This is a genomic window from Acinetobacter sp. C15 (assembly GCF_013420645.1).
Classification (GTDB): domain Bacteria; phylum Pseudomonadota; class Gammaproteobacteria; order Pseudomonadales; family Moraxellaceae; genus Acinetobacter; species Acinetobacter indicus.
In genome coordinates, this window is sequence record NZ_VOXR01000039.1 from 1 (window position 1) to 22,020 (window position 22,020).

At 47.5% G+C, this 22,020-nt stretch carries 23 protein-coding genes and 4 tRNA genes; 9 read left to right on the forward strand and 18 right to left on the reverse strand.

What is annotated here, in order from left to right; all coding sequences use genetic code 11:
* Positions 1-545, forward strand: a 545-nt coding sequence (locus FTT63_RS12270; RefSeq protein WP_180192365.1) for an IS3 family transposase, incomplete at its 5' end; no start/stop codon positions are given.
* 168 nt (positions 546-713) lie between these two features.
* On the opposite strand, the gene FTT63_RS12275 is transcribed toward FTT63_RS12270, so the two are convergent.
* From FTT63_RS12275 to rnr, 4 genes are all read right to left on the reverse strand, one after another.
* Entirely contained in the window at positions 714-1,130 is a 417-nt protein-coding gene (locus tag FTT63_RS12275; protein WP_160232303.1) for a hypothetical protein, read from the reverse strand.
* A 22-nt stretch (positions 1,131-1,152) separates the two neighbouring features.
* On the reverse strand, positions 1,153-1,362 hold the full coding sequence (locus FTT63_RS12280) for a YheV family putative zinc ribbon protein (protein WP_171065117.1): 210 nt from the start codon (positions 1,360-1,362) through the stop codon (positions 1,153-1,155).
* A 40-nt stretch (positions 1,363-1,402) separates the two neighbouring features.
* Positions 1,403-3,442 carry a M3 family metallopeptidase gene (locus tag FTT63_RS12285; RefSeq protein WP_160232599.1) on the reverse strand — a complete coding sequence of 680 codons (2,040 nt, stop codon included), beginning with the start codon at positions 3,440-3,442 and terminating at the stop codon, positions 1,403-1,405.
* A gap of 135 nt (positions 3,443-3,577) precedes the next feature.
* Entirely contained in the window at positions 3,578-6,010 is a 2,433-nt protein-coding gene (rnr, locus tag FTT63_RS12290) for a ribonuclease R (protein ID WP_160232304.1), read from the reverse strand.
* Positions 6,011-6,275: 265 nt separating this feature from the next.
* On the opposite strand from rnr, the gene FTT63_RS12295 reads away from it, so the two are divergent.
* The 4 genes from FTT63_RS12295 (at position 6,276) to FTT63_RS12310 (ending at position 6,889) form a co-directional block, all read left to right on the forward strand.
* Positions 6,276-6,365 (forward strand) — tRNA-Ser (locus FTT63_RS12295).
* A gap of 13 nt (positions 6,366-6,378) precedes the next feature.
* A tRNA-Arg gene (locus tag FTT63_RS12300) sits at positions 6,379-6,455 on the forward strand.
* 49 nt (positions 6,456-6,504) lie between these two features.
* Positions 6,505-6,581 (forward strand) — tRNA-Arg (locus FTT63_RS12305).
* A 231-nt stretch (positions 6,582-6,812) separates the two neighbouring features.
* Positions 6,813-6,889, forward strand: a tRNA-Arg gene (locus FTT63_RS12310).
* 77 nt (positions 6,890-6,966) lie between these two features.
* Here FTT63_RS12310 and FTT63_RS12315 read toward each other — a convergent pair.
* Complete coding sequence (locus tag FTT63_RS12315; protein WP_160232305.1) at positions 6,967-8,265, reverse strand: SRPBCC family protein; 1,299 nt, start codon at positions 8,263-8,265, stop codon at positions 6,967-6,969.
* Positions 8,266-8,437: 172 nt separating this feature from the next.
* Between FTT63_RS12315 and FTT63_RS12320 the strand changes: the two genes are divergently transcribed.
* Positions 8,438-8,935 (forward strand): YcxB family protein, encoded by a 498-nt coding sequence (locus tag FTT63_RS12320; protein ID WP_127801635.1) that lies wholly within the window; start codon positions 8,438-8,440, stop codon positions 8,933-8,935.
* A 36-nt stretch (positions 8,936-8,971) separates the two neighbouring features.
* Positions 8,972-9,613, forward strand: coding sequence for a fumarylacetoacetate hydrolase family protein (locus FTT63_RS12325; protein ID WP_127801634.1), 642 nt, complete (start codon positions 8,972-8,974; stop codon positions 9,611-9,613).
* A gap of 69 nt (positions 9,614-9,682) precedes the next feature.
* On the opposite strand, the gene msrA is transcribed toward FTT63_RS12325, so the two are convergent.
* The 9 genes from msrA to lgt form a co-directional block, all read right to left on the reverse strand.
* Positions 9,683-10,204: a peptide-methionine (S)-S-oxide reductase MsrA gene (gene msrA / locus FTT63_RS12330; RefSeq protein ID WP_005180210.1), complete on the reverse strand. Its 522-nt coding sequence runs from the start codon at positions 10,202-10,204 to the stop codon at positions 9,683-9,685.
* Positions 10,205-10,269: 65 nt separating this feature from the next.
* Positions 10,270-10,731: an META domain-containing protein gene (locus tag FTT63_RS12335; RefSeq protein ID WP_127801633.1), complete on the reverse strand. Its 462-nt coding sequence runs from the start codon at positions 10,729-10,731 to the stop codon at positions 10,270-10,272.
* A gap of 75 nt (positions 10,732-10,806) precedes the next feature.
* The gene (locus tag FTT63_RS12340; RefSeq protein ID WP_160232307.1) at positions 10,807-11,877 is read right to left on the reverse strand and encodes a DUF4105 domain-containing protein; all 1,071 of its coding nucleotides are present in this window, start codon (positions 11,875-11,877) and stop codon (positions 10,807-10,809) included.
* A gap of 29 nt (positions 11,878-11,906) precedes the next feature.
* Positions 11,907-12,419, reverse strand: a complete 513-nt coding sequence (locus FTT63_RS12345) for a dihydrofolate reductase (RefSeq protein ID WP_016658548.1) — start codon at positions 12,417-12,419, stop codon at positions 11,907-11,909.
* A 100-nt stretch (positions 12,420-12,519) separates the two neighbouring features.
* Positions 12,520-13,362 carry a thymidylate synthase gene (gene thyA / locus FTT63_RS12350; RefSeq protein WP_005180203.1) on the reverse strand — a complete coding sequence of 281 codons (843 nt, stop codon included), beginning with the start codon at positions 13,360-13,362 and terminating at the stop codon, positions 12,520-12,522.
* A gap of 201 nt (positions 13,363-13,563) precedes the next feature.
* A complete protein-coding gene (locus tag FTT63_RS12355) occupies positions 13,564-14,055 on the reverse strand; it encodes a lipocalin family protein (protein ID WP_005180198.1) in 492 nt (163 codons plus the stop codon).
* A 184-nt stretch (positions 14,056-14,239) separates the two neighbouring features.
* The gene (locus tag FTT63_RS12360; protein ID WP_180192366.1) at positions 14,240-14,614 is read right to left on the reverse strand and encodes a hypothetical protein; all 375 of its coding nucleotides are present in this window, start codon (positions 14,612-14,614) and stop codon (positions 14,240-14,242) included.
* Complete coding sequence (locus FTT63_RS12365) at positions 14,615-14,992, reverse strand: hypothetical protein (RefSeq protein WP_127801632.1); 378 nt, start codon at positions 14,990-14,992, stop codon at positions 14,615-14,617.
* Positions 14,993-15,075: 83 nt separating this feature from the next.
* Positions 15,076-15,885, reverse strand: a complete 810-nt coding sequence (lgt, locus tag FTT63_RS12370) for a prolipoprotein diacylglyceryl transferase (RefSeq protein WP_180192367.1) — start codon at positions 15,883-15,885, stop codon at positions 15,076-15,078.
* A gap of 94 nt (positions 15,886-15,979) precedes the next feature.
* Between lgt and FTT63_RS12375 the strand changes: the two genes are divergently transcribed.
* The gene (locus FTT63_RS12375) at positions 15,980-16,762 is read left to right on the forward strand and encodes an NRDE family protein (RefSeq protein ID WP_180192370.1); all 783 of its coding nucleotides are present in this window, start codon (positions 15,980-15,982) and stop codon (positions 16,760-16,762) included.
* Between the two features lie 41 nt (positions 16,763-16,803).
* On the opposite strand, the gene FTT63_RS12380 is transcribed toward FTT63_RS12375, so the two are convergent.
* The 4 genes from FTT63_RS12380 to tatA form a co-directional block, all read right to left on the reverse strand.
* On the reverse strand, positions 16,804-19,131 hold the full coding sequence (locus FTT63_RS12380) for a PhoX family phosphatase (RefSeq protein ID WP_180192368.1): 2,328 nt from the start codon (positions 19,129-19,131) through the stop codon (positions 16,804-16,806).
* 172 nt (positions 19,132-19,303) lie between these two features.
* Positions 19,304-20,086, reverse strand: a complete 783-nt coding sequence (gene tatC / locus FTT63_RS12385; RefSeq protein WP_104489800.1) for a twin-arginine translocase subunit TatC — start codon at positions 20,084-20,086, stop codon at positions 19,304-19,306.
* Positions 20,083-20,529: a Sec-independent protein translocase protein TatB gene (gene tatB, locus FTT63_RS12390; RefSeq protein WP_160240949.1), complete on the reverse strand. Its 447-nt coding sequence runs from the start codon at positions 20,527-20,529 to the stop codon at positions 20,083-20,085. Before tatB ends, tatC begins: the two co-directional genes overlap by 4 nt.
* A 19-nt stretch (positions 20,530-20,548) precedes the next feature.
* On the reverse strand, positions 20,549-20,773 hold the full coding sequence (tatA, locus tag FTT63_RS12395) for a Sec-independent protein translocase subunit TatA (protein WP_005180185.1): 225 nt from the start codon (positions 20,771-20,773) through the stop codon (positions 20,549-20,551).
* Between the two features lie 161 nt (positions 20,774-20,934).
* Here tatA and FTT63_RS12400 point away from each other — a divergent pair, with 161 nt between their 5' ends.
* On the forward strand, positions 20,935-21,816 hold the full coding sequence (locus FTT63_RS12400) for a permease (RefSeq protein WP_180192369.1): 882 nt from the start codon (positions 20,935-20,937) through the stop codon (positions 21,814-21,816).
* The last annotated feature ends 204 nt before the right edge of the window (positions 21,817-22,020 follow it).

The following is a 22,020-nucleotide window of genomic DNA, read 5'->3' on the forward strand; positions in this document are numbered from 1 at the left end:
GGCAAATTGGTAAAATTGCTAAGAATGTGTTGCAGCGTCAATTCAAGGCAGACAAGCCCAATCAGAAGTGGGTAACAGATGTAACTGAATTTAATGTACGCGGTGAAAAACTTTATCTGTCACCCATCATGGATTTGTTTAATGGTGAAATCATTGCGTTTCGGCTCCAACGTAGACCACTGTTTGGTTTAGTTAAAGATATGTTGAAAGATGCTATCGCCAAGCTCAGCCCGAATGATAAGCCAATTATTCATTCAGATCAGGGCTGGCAATATCAAATGAGATTTTATCAGCAACAGCTTCAACAGCACGGGCTTATTCAAAGTATGTCGCGTAAAGGTAACTGTCTGGACAACGCTTCAATGGAAAGCTTCTTTGGAATACTTAAATCAGAATGTTTCTATGGTGAGGAATTTAAGTCAGTTGAAGAGTTGGAACAGACCTTGAAAGAATATATTCATTATTACAACCATGAACGAATCAAGGTTAAATTAAAAGGACTGAGTCCTGTACAATACAGAACTCAGTCCTTAAAAGCTGCTTAATCAAACCGTCCAACTTATTGGGGTCAGATCATTGAGTAGGTTTTAAATAACGGTGAGTAAGCCAATGGCTTTGATCAGATCATGCTGAGGCGTGGAGGCAGTCATCATCAACCCGGGCGAGGAATAAGGATGTATTCTAGCCGATTTAACGCAGACTGCCGGTCATAATTATTGCTGTTTGAGCTGGGCTTCGAGCAGCTGAATCTGTTCTTCTTTCAGGCGAATCAGTTCATCAGCATCGGCGTGCTGGGCATTGAGCAGTGCGGCCTGATCATCCAGCTGTGCCTGCAGGTCTTCTAGTTTGGCCATTTCTTCTTTGGCCAGGGTCGCGTTGGTAGCAACCGGCTGTTTCAGAATATCTTCACTCACCAGTTGCTGTGGCATTTCTTCCAGCTGCACCGCTGGTTCTGCTTTGGCTTTGGCAGCCGGTGCGGCCGGCTGACTTAGCAGCTGGGCTTCAGGTGTTACCTCTGCGCTCTGGTTTTGGCTCATCCATTGATAAGACAGCACCACAAGTACGATTACGATCAGGCCCCCAATAATGGCCCATAATAGTTTTGAGCTATTTCTCTGATCAAGCGTCATGAATAAATGAACCTTAATTTTTTTACTTAGGATGACGTGGTTTAAATTGAATCACACCCACTTCATCAGGCGCTGCCGGTGGCTGAGGTTCATCGACATGGGTCGGGCGATTTTCGCTATAGCCACAGTCGATACATTCAATCCATTCATCATCACCTGAGGTCAGCATGACCACCCGATCCATAGCCTGGCATTTTGGACATTTTGCGCCTGCAATGAAACGACGTTTGATGGTCATCATACTGATCCTGTGTTCAAATTAAGGCCCTAGTTTAAGCGTTTTTAATTGGCTTCGTCCAACCTTGATGACGCAATAATGCATCTATTTTTGGCTCGCGTCCGCGGAAATTGATAAACGCGTCAAGTGCTGAATCTTTTCCGCCAACTGCTAGAATAAACTGCCTGAACTGCTTTCCGGTGTCGGTGTTAAATACCCCTTCATTTTCGAAGCGATCGAAGGCATCGCTGGCCAAAACTTCGGCCCATTTATAGGAATAATAACCGGCCGCATAGCCCCCGGCGAAGATGTGACTGAAGCTATGCTGGAAGCGGTTGTAATCGGTGGTTGGCACCACCGCATATTTATACCGGATTTCATTCAGCACATCCTGAATCTGGCTGGCGGTCAAGGCTGGGGTCATGCGGTGAATATTCAGGTCAAACAGGGCAAATTCCAGCTGGCGCAGGGTCTGCATGCCGGACTGGAAGAAGCGCGCATTCAGCAGCGCCTGCAGTAAATCATCCGGCAGGGTGGCCTGTGTGTCGATATGCTGACTGAGTACATCCAGGCTTTCTTTGTCCCAAGCCCAGAATTCCATAAACTGGCTTGGCAGTTCCACAGCATCCCAGGCTACGCCGTGAGTGCCGGCCACCGCAATGTTGTCGACTTCCGTCAGCATATGATGCAGGCCATGCCCAAATTCATGGAATAAGGTCAGTACTTCATCATGGGTCAGTAAGGCCGGCTGATCCCCCACGGGCGGGGTGAAGTTACAGACCATATAGCAAATTGGCTGTTGCAGGCCCTGGCTTTGCTGCATGCGCGAACGGAAACCGCTCATCCAGGCGCCGCCGCGTTTGCCCTGACGGGCATACAGGTCAAAATAGAAACCGCCAATTACCTGACCCTGATCTTGCAGTTCAAAATAACGGGCGTCTGGATGCCAGACTGGTGCTTCACGCTCGATAATATCCACATCGTATAGACGTTTAACGATGCTAAATAAGCCATCAACCACTTTTGGCGCCGGGAAATACGGTTTCAGTGCTTCCTGAGACAGATTGAACTGGACCAGTTTCAGCTTTTCTGAATAGAAACTGGTATCCCACGGTTGCAGCTGCTGAATGCCATCTGCTGCGGCAATGGCTTTCAGTTCGGCAATCTCCTGTTCAGCCGGCTGACGGGCATGTTCGGCCAGCTCAACCAGGAACTGCTCAACTGCTTCGACACTTGGTGCCATTTTGCTGGCTAATGACAGTTCGGCATAGTTGTTAAAGCCGAGCAGCTGGGCCATTTCCTGACGCAGGCTTAAAATTTCTTCCATCACCGCGGTATTGTCAAAGGCCTGATCGGCCGACTGGTCAGAAGCACGGGTGGTATAAGCCTTATATAACTCTTCACGCAGGCTGCGATCTTCAGCATAGGTCATAATGGCCAGATAGGACGGGAAATCCAGCGTCGCAACCGGCTGCTCCAGCTCACGTTGCTGGCCATACTGCTTGAGTAATTCCACACTGCTGGCAGGCAGGCCGGCTAGTTGTGCTTCTGTGAGCGGTTTAAAGTAAGCCTGTGTTGCATCCAGTACATGGTTGGAAAAGTCAGAGGACAGCTGCGACAGGCGCGCTGAAATTTCCGCATAGCGTTTTTTCGCTTCACCTTCCAAGGCCACACCTGACAATTTAAAGTCACGCAGCGCCAGTTTAATTGCGCTTTGTTGCGCTGCGGGTAAGTCATTAAACGTCACTGCATCATGAACCTGCTGATAGGTCTGATACAGCACCGTGTGCTGACCGAGCTGGGTATAGTATTCGCTCAGGCCAGGTAACAGTGCCTGATAGACTTCACGGGTTTCGGCATTGTTCATCACCGCATTCAGGTGCGAGAGTACGCCCCAGCTTTCGCTCATCTGGTTTTCCAGATGATCGACCTGCGCCAGAACCTGCAACTGTGCATCGCTACTGGCCGGAATGTCTTGGAGTTGCTGTAAAAAGGCCTGCCCTTGGGTGATGGTCTGTTCAACCTGTTGTTTTAATTGGGGCAGCGTAATCTGGTCAAACTGGGGTGCTGGCAGGGTTGCCTGTTCTAATGTCATTTCTTTTTCCATGTTGAAGTCCTGTCTTAGCAATAGATGTAGGGCCTCCAGCGTGGGAAATCAAGCGGTGTGTACAGAATTGCTCAACTTCATACAAAAAAGAGCGCCGTGGCGCTCTGTTTCTGATCGGGCTGCTTAGTCCAGCTTGGACTTGGCATTGGACTTTTTCTTTTTCACTTTGGCTTTTTTCTTGACCTTGTCTTTGCTTTCGGCCTTGGCGGTGACTTTTTTCGCCGGCTTTTTGCCATAAGAACTCGGTTTCGATTTGGCCTTTTTCTTCTTCAACGGCTGTTCGCCATCTTCACTCACGGCAAGCTTGACTGGACGATCATGAAAGATTTCTTCGGTGGCTTCAGCACGCGGCGCGGCTTTGGCCACGCGTGGTGCACGGCTGCGGATCGCACGACCGGCATGGGTCAATTGTTTGACCAGCTCGAAATCAATCTTGCGTTCTTCCAAGTTGACTCCGGCCACCTTGACTTTGACTTCATCGCCCAGACTAAAGGTCTGACCGCGTGACTGACCGACCAGTGACTGGCTGGCCTGATCAAACATAAAGAAGTCATCGCCCAGCTGGCTGACGTGAATCATGCCATCGACATACAGATCTTTCAGCGTGACAAACAGACCAAATTCGGTCACGGCAGAAATCACCCCGACAAATTCTTCGCCTAAATGCTGCTGCATATAATGACATTTCAGCCACATGGTCACAGAGCGGGAAGCTTCATCGGCACGACGTTCGGTTTGCGAGAAATGCTCACCGGCATCATCCAGCGCGGCACCCGAAATCGGATATGGTTTCTGGGCCAGATGCGCTTTAATGGCACGGTGCAAGAGTAGATCCGGATAACGGCGAATTGGCGAGGTGAAGTGAGTATAGGCTTCATAGGCCAGACCATAGTGGCCGGCATTGGCCGCGCCGTAATAGGCCTGCATCATCGAGCGTAATAGCACCGCATGAATACTTGGCGCATCAATGCGGTCTTTGGTGGCATCAATCACGGCCTGATAATCGGCCTGGGTTGGCTGTTCCGGGAAATTCAGTCCCAGCAGTTTTACAAATTCACGAACTTTCTGAATCCGTGAAAACTCAGGTGGTTCATGCACACGGTACAGCATCGGAATATCATTTTTGAGCGCAAATTCTGCTGCCGCCACGTTGGCCAGTAACATACACTCTTCAATCAGTTTATGCGCATCATTACGGGTTCGTGGCAGGATTTCCTGAATCCCGCCGAGTTCGTCGAAGGTCATATAGGTTTCGACGGTTTCAAATTCCATGGCATGACGCTGGGCACGTAAACCTTTGAGTACCTGATACAGCTGGAACAGGGTATTCAGCGATTTGCGTACATCCCGGTCTTCCGGAATGGCAGCGCTGTCGCCGTCAAAATATTGCGCCACCTGGGTATAGGTCAGACGGGCTTTGGAATGCATTACCGCAGGATAGAATTCGAATTTGGTCACCCGGCCGGCACGGGACAGGTTCAGGTCACAGACCATACACAGACGATCAACCTGCGGATTCAGCGAACATAAGCCATTTGATAAGGCTTCAGGCAACATCGGCAAGACAAAATGCGGGAAATAGACCGAAGTGCCGCGTTCCTGGGCTTCATCATCCAGTGGTTTGCCCGTGCGGACATAGTGGCTGACATCAGCAATCGCGACCACTACGCGGTAGCCGCCCCCTGGACGTTTTTCTGCATACACCGCATCATCAAAGTCGCGGGCATCTTCACCGTCAATGGTGACCAGAGCTAAATCACGTAAATCGACCCGGCCCTCACGGTCTTTGGCTGACGGTTCTTTAAAACTGTCGGCATCTTTTAAGACATTGTCCGGAAATTCATACGGCAAACCAAACTCTAAAATGGTTTGGGGAATGATGATTTCGGTGTCGGCTTTATTGGCCATCGACTGCACCACATGGCCGGTGGCAAATTCTTCACGGCTTGGATAGTCATCAATGGCAACGCGAACTGAATCGCCCAGATTCAGTTTGGCGTGTTCAACCAGCTCTTTTTCTAAAGTCACCGGCTGATGGCTGTTCGGATTGCCCGGCTGAATAAAATATTCACCGTCATACATCGACAGTTTGCCAATGATCTGTTTCACACGGCGCTGCTGGACTTCGGTAATAAAGCCCCAGGCTTTGCCTTTGCGATCGACCGAGGTCTGGCGCACTTTAACGCGGTCGCCATTAAACACCAGACGCAATTCACGCTCGGGTAGCAGGATGTCATTTTGTCCGTCAATATGGGCAGAACCGAGACCCTTGCTATTAATGTAGACCGTGGCTTCATGGGTAGGCTGCTCGGCGGCAAGCTGGAACTTGAATCCGTCTTTCATGAGCTGGCCATCACGCACCATGGCAATTAAGCGGTGGCTCAGGGCATCAATACTTTTCTGATCGGCAATTTCAAAATATTCAACCAAGTCGGCATGCGACTGGGCCTGTTGCAGTTTTTCAATACTTTCAAGAATCAGTGTGCGACTTGGAATCGGATTATCGTAACGTTCGGCTTCAGCTTTTGCTTCAGGATCGACCCAGTTTTTCATCATGTCTTTGGCTTCAAGTCAGAAGATAGGTTTAGCATAAGTCATGCAGCGTCAGACTGCACGTAAATGATTGCAATAATGTGTTTTAAGTCTTTATTTTAAGATGATTGCGAGTAGATAAAATCACATTCCCCATAAATTTGCAGAAAATGCCAGGCTAGAAGCAATAAATTGTTTAAAAAATATTTAATTGAGCAAAAAACTGCAAAAAATAGAGTGACTGCGCTTGCAGTGCTACAGTTAAATTTGTATTATGGCGGCACGTTACGGTGAGATGGGTGAGTGGCTGAAACCACGTCCCTGCTAAGGACGCATACGGGCAACTGTATCGAGGGTTCGAATCCCTCTCTCACCGCCACTTTACTTATGTCGCGCTCATAGCTCAGCTGGATAGAGCACTTGGCTACGAACTAAGGGGTCGGGAGTTCGAATCTCTCTGAGCGCACCAATAAGTAAACCGGGAAATAACGCAGTCTAATATAGACGACACAAGTGACGCGCTCATAGCTCAGCTGGATAGAGCACTTGGCTACGAACTAAGGGGTCGGGAGTTCGAATCTCTCTGAGCGCACCAACTTGAACAATTAACCGCACATGTTGCGGTTTTTTTGTGCCTGCAATTTGGCTAATCAGCTGCATCCGCCGGCTTCCTTATTTGTTACAATTTCAACTGCAATTTAAAATTTGTATAAAATCAGCGCACAAATACATGATTTGTCCAATATCTATCCATTTGGTTGCATTTTTATGAAATAAGACTTAACAAATACCGAAAAGCCCGTATAATGCACCCCATCAAGACGTCGCGCTCATAGCTCAGCTGGATAGAGCACTTGGCTACGAACTAAGGGGTCGGGAGTTCGAATCTCTCTGAGCGCACCAATCTTGATAAAGAATTCTGAAAAAACCGCACATGTTGCGGTTTTTTTGTGTCTATAATTTACTAAAACATTCCCGCATTATTTGATCTTCTGTTGAATCTTTAAGGTCAGCACAGTATTGCCACCCAATGCCGGCAGCAGCTCGTGATACGGCATACTGCGCATGGCGCGTAATAAAAACGGTGCCTGCGCATCAATGTTCATGGCGCTGGTCACATTCAGTAAACTGCCCTCGGCTTGCGGCAAAATCTGCATGCCGCCTTGCACATAGCGTAAATCTCCCTCCACCGCCTGAAACTGCTGCTCCAGAGCGCCTTGTACCTGAAAACGCAGTTTAAAATCAAACGGAATCTGAATCACGCCCAGTCCGACCGAAATTTTATAGTCGGCATCCAGCTGCCGGGCAGAGGGCTGCTGAATATGAACTTTTTTAATTTGCCGTGGAAACAGGTGCTGGTAGGCCTGCGGTTCAAGCCAGGGTTTTAGCTTGCTGGCCGGCTGGGCATAGTACTGATAGCTGCTGCTAAAACGCATGATTTCCTGCTTTGCACCATAGGACACCTGATAGGCCGGTAAAATAAAGGATACGGGTTCTTGTGATTTCTGGCTGATCTGCCGGATTTTGTTCATCTGGCTGACACTTAATTCAGGGGCTGGTACGTCGCCGGCGGGTAAGGCTCGGGGTGTTGTGCTTTTAAATTTACGTTGCAGTGCTTCCAGAATAAAGGCATTGGTGCCGGCCGGCAGGCCCAGTTTGGCATCGGGCAGGGCATTCAGGATGGTACGAAATAAAAAGCCTTTGGGCTGCGCCAAATCTCCCCAGTGCGTGACCGTGACCAGCGTCTGATGGGCCGACAAGGCAAACCATTCTATTTTTCCGGCACCATACGGAATGGGTGCGTCAATCACCAGGGTTTCAATACTGTTGTCGGTGCGCTGATGTTGCAGAATCACATCGTCTTTAAAGTTCAGCACCGGAATGGGCGTGGGAATATGAATCCGGTATTTGACCTGACTGATGTGCTGGCGCTGCTCCAGCATCTTGGCGCTTTTTAAGGTCGGAAACAGCTGGGCATAGCCTGAATAATCACTGAGCAGCGCCGCAACTTTGTGACTGGGCACTGGCAGCACCACCGCAGCACTATAAAATTTACCCCGTTTTGTGGATGCGAAAGTTGGCAGCTGAATCGGTTGCGCGGCATGCGCATAAATCAGAATTCCATCTCCGGTCAGCGCGGCCAGCTGCTCGGCACTGCTGCCATAGCCTTGTAAACTGCCTGGCATTTTTCCTGTCCAGCGAACTAAACTGGCCCAGGCAGAAACCGGCAGCAGCAGACTGCAAAGCAGGGCGATCAATCGGGTGTGCGTCTGTGGCATAAAACATCCTGTTTTTGCTGTGGAGGTGAGCGAATCATCCCGTTTTGAATCGGGTTATTTTTTGAATGGTGGTTGCAGCATCATCATGACAGCACTGGCGAGAAAAAGAATAAGGAAATCACCTATTCTGGTGTAATATTTAGCGTAATTTAACTGATTTGATGATGAGCCGATGTCGGAACTCAAGCCTGCCTTGTCGCTACGTTATTTTTTAAATCTGGAAGAATCTCAGGATGGCTTTGCTCTGGCCACCTTTGGTAAAAAACAGTTTACCCGTTTTATTACTCCATTAATTAGTGTCGGGATTATTGCCTGGGGCATTTATTTGGGCCTCGATGGCGTGGGCCGTTACTATCTGGCATTGGGGGTATTTTTTCTGGTGCTACAGATGCTGATGCGCTACTGGTTCCTGCCAATGATGTTTAAGCGTCAGTTTGTCAAATACCAGTTTGGAAAAAGCGAACAGGGCATTGCGCTGTATCAGGATTATGCCGAGATTTCTGCCAATGGCCGTGAGAAAGTGGTGCACTATAACGAAGTGCAGAATTTTGCTTCAGGCAAGCTGACCTATATGATTGAGCTGAAAAACCGCATGGTGATTATTGTGCCAAAACGCGTGTTTGAAAGCACAGCCGATCAGACCCTGTTTGAAAATACCTTTAAAAAATAAGCCTGTTAAAACCATCACATTATAAGAGGGAAGATCATGAATACACGTCCATCGAAAATTGTCTGTGTGGGGCGCAGTTATGCGGATCATGCCAAAGAACTGGGCAATGCGGTTCCTGATCGTCCGGTGCTGTTTATCAAACCGCCGAGCAGCCTGCGTCCGTTATCTGCCGGGATTGCCTGGAATCCGGTCTGGGGCAGCTGCCATTATGAATGTGAACTCAGCCTGCGTATTGACCAGCCCTTAAAGGCAGAAACCGATCCGCAAAAAGCCTTGCAGGCCGTGGGGGCGGTGACTTTGGGGCTGGACCTCACCTTGCGTGACTTGCAGGATGAACTGAAACAGAAAGGCCATCCATGGGAACGAGCCAAAGCCTTTGATGGGGCTTGTGTATTGGCAGACTGGGTCGATGTTGCAGAAGTTAACGACTGGAAAGATGTGCACTATACGCTGCATATTAATGACGAACTGCGTCAGCAGGGGCATACCGCGCTGCTGATTTTTGAAATTGGTGCGCTACTGGCTGAAATTAGCCACAGTTTTAGTTTGGAGCCGGGCGATGTGGTAATGACCGGTACTCCGGCCGGGGTGGGTGCCTTAAAGGCCAATGACCAGTTAAGTATGCGTTTGCAGGGCAAAACCCGGGAATTTGTCTGGAGCACTTTTGTTCAGGCTTAACCGCCTCCCCAGACGACGAGGACTGCAATTACAGTCCTTTTTTATGGCGCTTTTCGAGCCTTCCTGGTTTCAGTCTTTGAGTAAATCCTGAAACTTGCTATGCAGCTTCATCAGTTTGGGTGGAATTACAAAGTTGCAATAGCCTTGCGTCGGGTTATTGGCAAAGAAGTTCTGATGATAGGCCTCTGCCGGATAAAAACGCGGTGCAGCGGTCACTTCGGTGACCACAGGGATGCCCTCGGCTTTGAGCTGCTGGATCATCTGTTCGGCCTGTTGCTGCTGCTCCGGATTTAAATAATAAATCACCGAACGATACTGGCTGCCGACATCATTGCCCTGACGGTTAAGCGTGGTCGGGTCATGGGTGGCAAAGAACACATTTAACAGCTGGGTATAGCTGATTTGACTGTCATCGAAATCAATCAGAATGACTTCGGCGTGGCCAGTATCACCATTGCATACCGCTTCATAATTCGGATTGTCCATCTGGCCGCCGGCATAGCCACTCACCACTTTGGCCACACCGCGCAGTTGGAGAAATACCGCTTCGGTACACCAGAAACATCCACCACCAAAAATTGCCTGTTGCATAAGGTTAGCCTTCTGTTGTCAATCGTTCATAAAAAAGGCCTGCAAAGATGCAGGCCGGTGCAGTATTAACGCGGTTGTACGGCACTTTCCAGCTGAATCAGCAAATTACCATAACGATCCAGCAGTTTCAGGGTTTTACCAAAGACCTGATAATGGGTTACTTTGGCCAGCGCTTCATTGAATTTCTGATCAATGCCATTGCTGTTGAGGCAGGCCATACGGGTGCCAGCCATTTGGCTTAGCGTTAGCGTGTCACGGCCGGCGCTGTAGCTGCCCATAATCCGGTTACAGCCATCGGCACCGCTAACGCGTTGGGTGGCGCTATCAAATTGCAGGCTTGGAATATTGTGGGCAGTCGGTTCGGTGCGAACCGCAGTATTGCCAATCTGGGTCACAATCCAGGTGCGGTTTTGTAGCTGGACAAGATTGGCAGTTTCAACGGTAGCACCCGGGGTTGGTAAAGTTTCACAGCCACTAAAAGCCAGGGCTGAACCTAAAAGGGCAACGGCAGCAAGATGTTTAAGCATATGGATTTCTCTTTATTTTAAAGCTGATGGATGTATCTAAACAAATTTTAAATTTGATCGCCAGTTAAAATTGTATCATTGATTTGACGGAGCGCCAGGAGCGGATGGCGCGGGCAAACCCTGCCGGATTAGTGCTGAAAATTGTGCACTATCCAGCTGGCCCGGCTGTTCCACACGCGGATTGATATAAGCGCGCTGATACCAGCTTTCAATGCTCAAGCTATGATCAAGCGCCTGTAAATCATACAAATAATTGGGTAAATAACCCGAAGCTAGCAGGCGATAATCGGTGGGCAAGGTCTGGTTGGATACTGCCTGCACCATGTCAAAGACCAGGGTAGTGCAGTTACTGGTCAGGGTGTTATACCATTTGGGCTGTTGTGCCAGTTCATCGGCTTTGGCCAGATATTCTAGAAACAGGGCTTTTTGCATGTCCCGTGGCATCTTCAGCGGGAAAAAATAGACCTGTTCGCCGCGAATATTACTGCGGGTATAGATAATATCTTTTTCATCCGCTGCCACCAGACTCAGTTCATATTTGCGGAAGAATCCGCCCAGCGAAGAAAATTCTTCATGGCGTTCTTTGCGGATTTCAATCGAAAAAGTCAGCGGTGCGGCATTGGCAAAATCGAAACTGACCAGGGTGTGGGCAATTTGTGGTCCCATCCAGTAGGAAGTGATGATGTTGACGCCCCGAATCTGGTTCAGGTCATAATGGCGACTTTCCCAGCGCTGCTCGTAGGAACCATCGCTGTGCCAGTTAAAGTTACGCACATTGTGCAGAATGACCTGATCGCCGTGACGCTCGGAATGTAACAGCTGCGCCACTTCGGGATTCCAGTCGCGGTCCTGGCGAGGTGGCAGGCCAAAATACCAGAGCTGGCTGCACAGAAACACCAGCAGATAAATCAGCACATCCAGTTTACGGCTAATCAGATGCCGGCTGATATAGATGCCCAGAATGCTCATGGCAAAGGCAATCCACAGGCCAATCAGGATCCGGCTAAACAGCAGTCCAAACGGCTGCTGAAACCACAGGATCAGCACCAGCCAGATCGAGCTGCCAATTACAAACAGGCTAAACAGGCCATGCAAACTGCCTTGAATCAAACGCTGTGCCAGTTCGGGCTGTTGGGGTGTCTGCATGCTGATGAATTCATTCAGAAAAATAAGCTTTATTTTCGGTAGCTGGCAAACTCAAATGCAATGCCAGTTTTGTCATCCAAATGTTGCTCGGCACTGACTTTCTGGAACGCTGCCGGAATTTCCGGATAATGTGCATCGCCCTGCACATCCAGCTCGACATGGGTCAGTTCCAGACGGTCGGCAATATCCATGGTCTGTTTAAAGATTTCACCACCGCCAATAATAAAAATACTGTCCGGCTTTTCTGAAGCCTGCACATCAGCCACGGCCTGAGTTAAAGCTTCTTCAATTGAATAGGCGACTTTGGTGCCCTCAAAGGCCCAATTTGGATCTCGGGTAATCACCCAATTGACACGTTTCGGTAAGGCACGACCCATTGATTCCAGGGTTTTACGGCCCATCACTACCACGCCGCCCTGGGTAATTTCCTTAAAATGTTTTAAGTCGGCAGAAATATGCCATGGCAAATCATTGGCTTTTCCAATACAGCGCTGCTGATCCATGGCCACCACGTGTACAACTTCTAAACCTTGAAATGCCATGCTGTTTCATCCATATCTCATGCGAAAAATTAACCCTATTAAAATGTAAAATCCCCCTCGATGAAAGGGGGATGGGGCATTTGTCCGGAATTAATTGGCTTTAAACCGCTACCGGGGCCTTAATTGCCGGATGTGACTCATAACCGACAATTTCAATATCTTCAAATTTAAACGCGAACAGATCTTTGACGTCCGGGTTCAGTTTCAGCTGGCACAGCCCCAGCGGTTCACGACTGAGTTGCAGTTGTGCCTGTTCAAAATGGTTGGCATATAAATGGGTATCGCCGCCGGTCCAGACAAAATCACCAACCTCTAGATCACATACCTGGGCAATCATATGGGTCAGCAGCGCATAGCTAGCAATATTGAATGGTACACCCAGGAAGACATCGGCACTACGCTGATACAGCTGGCAAGAGAGTTTGCCGTTATGAACAAAAAACTGGAACAGGGTATGACAAGGTGGTAATGCCACCTGACCGGCTTCCTGCGGATTCCAGCCCGATACAATTAAACGGCGTGAATTCGGGTTGGTTTTAATCTCATTGATTAGCCAGGAAATCTGGTCAAAACCATCCTGATTATAGCTGTTATCGGCATTTTTGCTGGCGCCAAAGTTACGCCACTGATGGCCATATACCGGACCAAGCTCGCCTTCAGGACGGCCGAAACGCGCCGTCTGTTCTGCCGTTGACCATTCATCCCAAATCGTAACTTTGTTGTCCTGCAGATACTGAACGTTGGTATCACCTTTCAGGAACCATAACAGTTCAATCACAATTGAACGGAAATGCACTTTTTTGGTGGTTAACAGCGGAAAACCCTGAGACAGATCAAAGCGCATCTGATGACCGAATACAGAACGGGTTCCCGTGCCGGTACGGTCGCCTTTGTCGCCGCCGTGGTCAAGGATATGTTGTAACAGGTCAAGATATTGGCGCATGAAATTCTCTCAATCAAATAGTGATGTGGCTCCTGTGTCGACCTTCATTGCAGCGCAAAAGGCTGGCTGTGTTGAAGATCTTGGCTTTAAATGAGCACATAAAAGTGCAGCCATCATAACATTGATGCCGGGCCGAGATGAATATTCATCATCATTAAAAAAGGCATCTTAAAAAAGATGCCTCAGCAAAATAGTGGCAGCTTATGCGGTTGGCCGGCCGGTGTGCGGGGTGTAAATCAGATCACTCAGGTCATAACCCAGACTTTTGGCCTGCGCCAGATATTCATTTTGTGTGGCTTCATCCAGCTGTGGATGACGATGCAGCAACCATAAGTATTTGCGGCTCGGGTCACCGACCAGTGCGGTCTGATACTCCGGATCAAGTTTTAAAATCCAGTAATCACCTTTGGTAAACGGAATCCAGCGCAGGCCTTCTGGCAAGAAGCTGACTTCTAGCTTGCCATGTTCAGCATCGACCGGGGTGGCTTCACCAATCGATTCATCTAGTTGACCCTGACCATCCAGACGGCGGTTTTGCACACGCACTTTGCTATCTTCATTCAGGCTGTAGGTGGCGGAAATATCGGTGCTGTCTTCGGGTTCATGGCGCATTGGCAAACGGGCAATTTCGTACCAGGTGCCCAAATAACGTTGCAGGTTAAAACCGGAAATGGTGTTCAGTTCTGAATTCATAAACAACTTCCTGAATTATTTTCATAAAGACTGCAGTTATTCTAAGCAGGCTGAACGGGATTCGGGTTATTGTTGTTAGCGCTCCTGTTTCGGCATGTATGCAGTGTAAATTCAGCCCGGTTTTCTGTGCAGCAACTGCTACACAGGTTATTAAAATGCAAAAAATTGGACAGGAAAATAAAGCTTAGGAGTCAAACCGTTTGGCACGTTGCTGGTAGATCGACACCATAAACAGTCCTACCAAGATAAAGCCGAGTGCTTGCAAGGCCATGGCCCAAAGTTGCATTTTCGGTAGAAACAGCAGCAATACGGCCAGCAGGAGCAGCGGTGCCAGATTCAATCCCCCGTACATCAGTCTGAGCTGATGTTCCGGCCAGGAACGACGATTGCTCCATTGATACAGCAGATGTAAGCCCATGCCCAGAATCAGACTGAGGATGACCCAAAACGGTGGCAGCTGTGCCTGCGTCGAGGCCAGATAAATCAGCAGACAGGTACCAATACAGATCATCAGTTTGAGCTGACGATGACAACGCGCGGAATACCAGAAACTGAGCATTTATGCCTGATCCTGATGTTGATGCAGCAAAGACAGTGGCGAGAACAGACAAATTGCCAGAGCCATAAAGCCAAGTCCTTGTGCGCCCAGTAATAAAATTTCACCCTGTTGCATATTCATGAAAATTAGTGCCAACAGCAGGGCAATCGGAATCCAGGTCAGCAGGCGATACAGTAAACCGGTGGGACGTTGTGCCGCAAAATGAATTTTGCAGTAACGGCAAATCAGAAAAATAATTCCGGTGCCCATAAACATCAGGATGGCATCATAGGCCAGCGGTTGCATCCAGTATAAAACGCCGGTGACCACTGCAATCAGAATAAACAGTATGAGTTTTTGCAGTACGGATACGTTGGGATTAAACCAGAATTCGAGCATAGCCCACCAGATGAATTGTGCAAGGGTGCATGCACTTTAGCAAAAATGGTATAAAAAAAGCGAGGCCAATGCCTCGCTCCGGTTTAACTATTTTTCTGTGGGCCCCAGTCATAGATTTTTTTCTGGTAGGCGTACCACATCATCCAGAGACCGACCAGAATCATTGGCAGACTCAGGAATTGGCCTTTACTCATCCAGGCAATAAATAGCTGACCATTGTCCGGTTCGCGGAAGAATTCCACCACAAAACGCGCCAGACCATAACCAATCAGGAACAGCGCGGAAACCGCCATACGTGGACGCGGTTTGGAGCTAAACCACCACAGCAGAATAAACAGCAGCAGCCCTTCAAACAACGCCTGATACAACTGCGATGGATGACGTACCAGTTGCAGTGGATCGGTCGGGAAAATCATACCCAGTGCAAAGTTCGGATCACTGACCGGACGGCCATATAACTCGCCACCAATAAAGTTGCCGATGCGTCCAAACATCAGCCCGGTCGGGACACAAGGTGCAATAAAGTCCAGAGTTTGGAACCAGGTCATCTGGTATTTTTTACACCAGAACAGCATGGCCAGCATGACCCCAAGGAAGCCTCCATGGAAACTCATGCCCCCGGTCCAGACCTGAAACAGCCACACCGGATTGGCCAGAAACTGCTCAAAGCCATAAAAGAACACATAGCCGACGCGGCCGCCAATGACTACACCCAGCGCACCGTAAAAGATCAGGTCCGAAACTATGTCCGGTGTCCAGCCACGCTGCTTGGCGCGATAGGTGGCCAGACCCCAGGCAAATAAAAAGGCCAGTAAATACATCAGTCCATACCAGTGGACTTGTAAGGGACCCAGCGATATCGCCACCGGATCAATATTTGGATAGGTCAGCATTCCTGTTCCTTGTCATTCTGTTTTGCACAGATTTTAGCTGAATAAGATGAAAAATGTTGTACATTCAATGTGTAAAGATAGCGAGCAGGAAATTATGTGTATTGTGGCCTTTGCCTGGCAGGTTCTGGATGAGTTGCCTTTATGTTTAATTTCAAACCGTGATGAGTTTTATCAGCGTCCGACTGCGGCGTTGCATGCCTGGGAAAATAGCCCGATTTATGCCGGACAGGACTTGCAGTCGGGTGGCACCTGGATGGGCGTGACCGCCAGCGGCCGCTGGGCCATTGTTACCAATTTTCGTAATGGACAGGATCAGCACAATTATCCGACCTCACGCGGCCATCTGATTCAGGATTTTCTGGAATCTGAATTAAGTCCAATTCGCTTTGCACAAGCCTTGGAGCCGCGCCAGTGCGATTATGCCGGCTTTAATTTATTTGTCGGCGACCGGGAACAGGCGGTGTATATGAGCAACCGAGGGGAGGCGCCGCAAGTGCTGGCCAAAGGGGTATATGTGGTGTCCAATGGCTTAATGGGCGAGCATTGGGAAAAAACCGGCCATTTGCGTAAACGCTTTACCCAGGAATTTTTACCGATGTTACAGCAAGCCCGGATGCCAGAAGCAGATCTGCAGCATGCTGCCTGGGATATTTTGGAAGATGAACGCAAGGTGATTGCAGATTTATTGCCAGAAACCGGCATTTCTGTCGAGCTGGAAGAGTTATTGTCTTCGATCTTTATTCAGAGTCCGGCGTATGGTACACGCTGTTCCAATATTTTAAGATTAAATGCTCAGCAATGGCACTGGTTAGAGAAAAGCCAGCAGGGTGAAACCGCCGGACAGATCGTGGAGCTGAATATTCCATTACATAAATAAAAAATACCGGCATCAAGCCGGTATTTTTGTGAAAGAGAGGATTATCCTGCAATCGCTTTACCATCAGTACGAGTGATGACCACTGTTGCAGAACGAGGGCGTGCAGTTTTGTTATTGATATCCGTTTGAGTTGCTGGCCAATGGCTTGTTGGTGCATCAAAACGTGGTGAATCTTCGCCTGGGTGCTGAACGTTAATGAAGATTGCTTTGTAGTCAGGTGTCATGGTCACGCCGGTGATTTCACATTCTTTTGGTCCAACCAGGAAGCGACGCAGGTTTTCATCCGTTACTTGAGCACCTGCAATAGTGGCTTGGCCGTTTACTGTAGTTACAGACTGACCATCACCGACCTGACCAGGTAATGCAGCAAGCATCATACAGTTAGTGACATCAGTATATGCACCATCATCGGTTTGAATCCAAAGCACACCACGTGGATCAAACCACATACCATCCGGGCTCGAGAAGTCATTGGCATCGGTCAAGCCTGAAAGGTTGATGTTCGCATCCATTTGAGCTTCTGCACCAAACAGATAAATATCCCACTCAAACGTTGTTGCAGCAGTGCTTTCTTCTTTAAAGCGAATAATGTGGCCGTTGACGTTCCCTTTACCCCCTTCAGGGTCTGAATAGTTACGTGGGTTAGCTGCATTTACTGGTTGTTCCGGATTATTACCACGGTTAGAGTTGTTGGTTAAAGTTACATAAACTTCACCATTTTCAGGATTCACAGCAACCCATTCTGGACGGTCCATTTTAGTTGCACCGACAGAGTCTGCAGCAAGGCGAGCAAAAGTCAGGACATCTGCTTGAGAGCTAAATGGATAAAGGGTATTGTCTTGTGTCAAACCATTTTTACCAAATGCCAGTTCAATCCATTCGCCCTGACCTGAAGCATCAAATTTGGCAACATAGAATTTCCCTGTATTCATATACTTGTCGCCAGCAGCATAACCGCCGTTGACATCTTTAGGGTCCCACACTGCATCTGATACGAATTTATAGATGTATTCACCACGAGAGTCATCGCCCATATAGAAGGCAAACTGCTGTCCTTCAATTGCACGGCTTGCACGGCAATCTTCATGCGCAAAACGACCTAAAGCAGTACGTTTTACCGGGTTTGCACTATTATCAAATGGGTCAATTTCAACAATCCAGCCAAAGGTATTTGGTGCATTACGATAGTCTTCAGTCGCAGATGCTTTGGTTACGTTAGCTGACCAGCGATCATACATATCTTGTGATTCAACACCAGCCTGAGCAGTTTCCCATGCATAACGTGAAGATTTATCTAAATAAACAATACGGCCTTGTTCGTCGAGTTCCGGCACTTTTTGTTTTTGTGCATCGAGAACATAAACAATGTTATTTTTCTCATCACGTTTAATTGAACCATCTGCATTTTTTTCAGTTTGATATGAAATATCTAAGCCTAAGCCATAACGTTTGAGTGCAGTTTTCTCTGCTTCGCTACGGTCTGCGTATTGGTCTGTGCCTGAACGTTGGAAATAACCAATAAAGTTTTCTTCGGCAGTTAAATAAGTGCCCCATGGTGTATAACCATTACCACAGTTATTTTGTGTACCACGTGTTTGGCGACCGGCAGGAGAGAACGCTGTACGCAGTAATGGAGAATTTGGATTGACCGCTGGACCTGCAAAATCCATTACTGTTGAAGCTGTAATACGACGGTTAAATGGTGATGATTTAACAATTTCTACCGCTTGAGTTTCGGTATTTTTCTTAATGTGTACCACAGAAACACCGTGAGCATTCACTTCGCGGATAACTTCATCTTCTGGACGACGGCCATTTACTTTGGTTGGACCTTCTGGATGCAAGAAGGTTTGGTTAATATATTCATGGTTTAAAACCAGTAAGCCATGATCAGATGCGCTTGCATCATAGCGCCCCGTTTTGGTACTCAAGCCAAAATAACTCATACCATCGTGGCAGTCACCAGAACGGAACTGGAAACTTGGACCTAATGGAACATTTTTGTCTGCATTCCAATCGCTAAAAGCAGGGTGAATCGAGTCACCTAAAGCATATAATACAGTTGCCTGATAGCCTTCTGGAACGGTCACAATATCATTTAAGTTTTTATCAACAGCTGTGAAAGAAAGTGACTCCGGTTTGCTGTTTGGATCTTCCTGGTCAGCTGGTGGAGTAACACTGTTGTCATCATCGTCATCACTACATGCAGACAGTGAAGATGCTAAAGCTAAAGCAGCTGCACCACTTGCAGTTCTTTTAATTAAACTGCGGCGACTGATACGTTGTTCTAAAATGTCACGAAAGTGTGTATTGTCTGAAGTGTTGTTATCTAACTCTTGATCTTCATTGTAAGGCATATAGTCAGTCATTTTTTTTCCTAGCAAATTCGCTTGGTGGTTTAAAAGTTATATGTAAATTAGTGGCTAAACATGACGTAAAGGTTAAGCTTATATGTCAAACTGGTTAAATTCACCAAACCGTAAATGGTTGCCATAAAAAAAGAAGCAACAAGTGCTTCTTTTTTAAATTCATGAGCTTATATTATTTCTGGTTGACTCGACGCTTCTCAATCAGCTTGCCTGCAAATAAGCCCAATTCGAATAACATCCACATTGGAATGGCCAGCATAATCATCGACAGCGCATCCGGTGGGGTCACAAACATCGAAACAAAGAAACAGCCAACAATAATAAAGCGGCGTTTCTCGACCAGCTGCTGGGTACTGACCACACCAATTAAAATCAGTAATAGGGTAATAATTGGAATTTCAAAGGTAAACCCGAACACCAAAAACAGCTTCAAACAAAAGGTCAGATAGCTATTAATATCCGTCATCGGGGCAACCGTTTCCGGCGACACACTGATGAAAAAGTGCAAAATTGACGGCAGTGCAATAAAGTAAGCAAATGAAATCCCAATATAGAACAGGGCAATACTGCTTATGAGCAACGGCAATGCTAGGCTTTTCTCTTTTTCATATAATGCTGGTTTTACGAAAGCCCACAGCTGATAAATAATAAACGGCATCGCAATCATCAACGCCACAAAAAAGTTCAGCTTAAACGGTGCCATAAAGGTGGCCGTGACATCGGTAGCAATCATGGTCGATGAAGTCGGCAACTGCGCACGCAGCGGTTCAGATAAAATCTGATAGGTGCGATTGGCAAAAGGCAATAAGCAGAAAAACAGCGCAATAACCAGGCCCACAATTTTAAATAGATGCTTGCGCAGAATCACCAGATGTTTGGTGATCGGCATTTCTTCTAAAGCAGCTTGCTCGCCCACTGTCGCCGCTGGCAATTGAGAAGGAGAACTTTGACTCATACAGCCACCTTATAATCGGTAAATTGTGATGTGGTCGGAGGGATAGCTTCAGTCGCGGTTAGCGGTTGATGCTGAGGACGCAGCAACAGCGAAGGTTGCGGGGCAATAAAGGTATAACGCGTCGGCAAATTTTTATTATCCGTTGCAGCGGTCTGGTTCGGTTGTTCTTCCGCGAATATTTTTTGTTGTTTTAGCTCATGCATCTGAGACTGCATTTTTTGCTCAAGTTCCTGAATACGTGCCATTTCCTGTTGCATCTGTTCACGCAGTTCAGAAAGTCGAAGTTCCCGATCAATATCATTTTGCACATTGCTGATGGTACGTTTAATTTTGCCGTACCACTTTCCAACAAAACGTGCAGCTTCAGGCAGCTTTTCTGGACCCAGCACCAATAATGCAATGATGCCGAAAAACAGCAGCTCCGCCATTCCAATATTGAGCATAACAAAATTACCTGAAAAATTATTGTTTTACAGTCGTGTTAACGTCAGATGATGTTGCTTGATGTTCAATGGTACGTGGCTCGTTTAGGGCCGCAGTGGTCGTTTCATCATCTTTAATTGATTTTTTAAAGTCTTTAACCGCACCGCCCACATCTTTACCCAGGTTTTTCAGTTTAGATGTACCAAACAGAAGAATCACCACGATTGCAAAAATCAGAACGTGCCAGATCGATAAACCAGCCATAATATTTACCTCTTTTTAATTCAAGACATATCTCAACAGGTCTAGATGACAGCGAGGTGACAGGAATATTGCGATTCAAAGACAACAGATGGGCTAAAAGCATGTTGTGCCATCAATTATGTTAGGATAATCACCACTTTTCTGCCTTCCTGTGTACCCGCATGGCGCTGTTGCTTCCGCTAATTTCATTTCTGATTGGATACTTCGGGGTCGCGTATTTAAAGCCGTTGCGTCCGGTGCTAGCGATGTTACTGGCCCGGCTGTTTATTCCGTTACTGATTATCTACAACATGGTGTTTTATCAGGACGGCAGCTTGTGGCTGATTGGTTTTAGTCTGGTCAGTTCCATCATTTTCTTTGCGGTCTTTTATATCTTGCAAAAAGATAAACTGATCGCACTGTGCTTCAGTTATTTAAATGGGGCCTGGCTGGGTTTTCCCTTTGCCTTGGCTCTGTTTGGACCTGCGGCTAGCAGTATTATTGTAGCGCTGTATATTGGCGGATCCTTATTTGGCAATGTTTGTGCGGTGATGGCAGTGAGCCAGACCCGGCAAGAATTAAAGTTTATTGTTAAAAATGTGCTGCTTTCACCGCCGGTGATTGCCCTGAGTCTGGCGGGTATTCTATCTTTTTGGGATGTGAGCCAGTTTGAACATCAGACCTGGGTACAAGTGATTTACCAAAGCAATAAAGTACTGGTGACCTTTGCCGGCATGTGCGTGCTGGGGATGTGGCTGAGTAAAGTTCGGATTGGCTGGGCTGACTTAAAGCGCAGCCTGGGTTTACTGGTCGCACGTATTCCGCTGGCCTTGTTGCTATGTGCTGTGGCGTACTGGTGTTTACCCATTCCGCAGCAGACCTTGATTTATGCCGTCATGCTGATGTTTTTCCTGCTGCCACCGGCTGCCAATATTGTGGCACTAGAAACCCATTATCAGGGTACCGGTGATTCTGCCAAATATATTGCCTCAGGAACGATTGCCAGTGCGATTTTGATTGGCGTATATAGCGTGGTGGTGCATGCGGTGGTGCCGGGTTTATAAATCAAAAAGTTCTCTCTCCCTTTGGGAGAGAGTTAGAGAGAGGGTATAAAAGTTTTTGAAAGTCCCTCTTTATTAAAGCATAGGTATCTACATAATTCCTATGCTTTAGGTTAAATTGAAGAGCATGCTCTTCAATTTAACATCAAAGGCTTAGATCAGCGTCTTGTCAAACGCTACAATAGCCTCGTAAAGCTCAATATGAAT